The 1,952-nt window shown below is 48.5% G+C and carries 1 rRNA gene; it reads right to left on the reverse strand.

From position 1 onward, the window contains the following. Nucleotides 1-53: 53 nt before the first annotated feature. A 16S ribosomal RNA gene (locus HHL16_RS24775) occupies nucleotides 54-1,580 on the reverse strand. Nucleotides 1,581-1,952: the final 372 nt, after the last annotated feature.

The raw sequence follows: 1,952 nt of genomic DNA on the forward strand, positions 1-1,952 counted from the left end.
GGAAAATTGAAAGAAAAGAAAAGCAACAATTAAAAAGTCCGAGCATACTCTAAAAAGGAGGTATTCCAGCCGCACCTTCCGATACGGCTACCTTGTTACGACTTAGCCCCAGTCACTAGTTTTACCCTAGGCGGCTCCTTGCGGTTACCGACTTTAGGTACACCCAGCTTCCATGGCTTGACGGGCGGTGTGTGCAAGGTCCGGGAACGTATTCACCGTATCATTGCTGATATACGATTACTAGCGATTCCAGCTTCACGCAGTCGAGTTGCAGACTGCGATCCGAACTGAGAGGGAGTTTTTGGGATTAGCGCCTTGTTGCCAAGTGGCAGCCCTTTGTCTCCCCCATTGTAGCACGTGTGTAGCCCTGGGCATAAAGGCCATGATGACCTGACATCATCCCCTCCTTCCTCGCGTCTTACGACGGCAGTTTCATTAGAGTTCCCAGCTTTACCTGATGGCAACTAATGATGGGGGTTGCGCTCGTTGCGGGACTTAACCCAACACCTCACGGCACGAGCTGACGACGGCCATGCAGCACCTTACGATCTGTGTATTGCTACAAAATGAGCTTTCACCCACGGTCAAACCGCATTCTAGCCCAGGTAAGGTTCCTCGCGTATCATCGAATTAAACCACATGCTCCACCGCTTGTGCGGACCCCCGCCAATTCCTTTGAGTTTCAACCTTGCGGTCGTACTTCCCAGGTGGGATACTTAATGCTTTCGCTCAGACACACACTGTGTATCGCGTATGTCGAGTATCCATCGTTTAGGGCGTGGACTACCAGGGTATCTAATCCTGTTTGCTCCCCACGCTTTCGTGCCTCAGTGTCAATGCTCGTGAAGTAAGCTGCCTTCGCAATTGGTGTTCTATGTCATATCTAAGCATTTCACCGCTACATGACATATTCCGCTTACCTACGCGAGATTCAAGACCGATAGTATCAATGGCAGTTTCCAGGTTAAGCCCGGAGATTTCACCGCTGACTTATCAGCCCACCTACGCACCCTTTAAACCCAGTGAATCCGGATAACGCTTGCACCCTCCGTATTACCGCGGCTGCTGGCACGGAGTTAGCCGGTGCTTATTCTTCTGGTACCGTCAGCTGCCTAAGAAAAGACAGGTTTCTTCCCAGAAAAAAGAAGTTTACAATCCAGAGGACCTTCATCCTCCACGCGGCATGGCTGGTTCAGACTTGCGTCCATTGACCAATATTCCTTACTGCTGCCTCCCGTAGGAGTCGGGCCCGTGTCTCAGTGCCCGTGTGACTGGTCGTGCTCTCACACCAGTTACTGATCGTAGGCTTGGTGGGCCGTTACCCCGCCAACTACCTAATCAGGCGCACGCCCATCTTTAAGCGCCGGAGCTATAATAATCAAGTGATGCCACTCAATTATATTACGAGGTATTAATCCAAGTTTCCCTGGGCTATCCCCCACTTAAAGGAAGGTTGCGTACGTGTTCCGCACCCGTTTGCCGGTCGCCACCCAGTATTGCTACCTGTGCTGCCCCTCGACTTGCATGTATTAAGCCTGCCGCTAGCGTTCATCCTGAGCCAGGATCAAACTCTCCATTGTAAATGAGTTTTGATCACTTAGCTAAATTCTCTCAAGAAAATTCAACGTTTGTGTTCGTTAATTTTATGTCGCTTCAGAACTTACCGTAAAAATTACTTCTTACGTACTGTTGCTTTCCAAACTTTCAAAGATCTTTTCGGCTTGTCAGTTTCACTTCTAAACCGCCACCCTTTCGAGCGGGGTGCAAAGGTAAGTGACCCACCATTATTCACCAAATATTTTCTCAGTAATTTTTGAAGTTATTTACTCCGTTTTACCAGAGCATTTCTCCTCATCTACCACCGAACAACATTTAAAGAACTTGCTAATTTTGAATGGGTTGCAAAGGTAAGAGAAGGAATCATTCACACCAAATTTCTTTTCACTTTTTCT

It is taken from the genome of Pseudoflavitalea sp. G-6-1-2 (assembly GCF_012927185.1).
In the GTDB taxonomy this organism is placed as follows: domain Bacteria; phylum Bacteroidota; class Bacteroidia; order Chitinophagales; family Chitinophagaceae; genus Pseudobacter.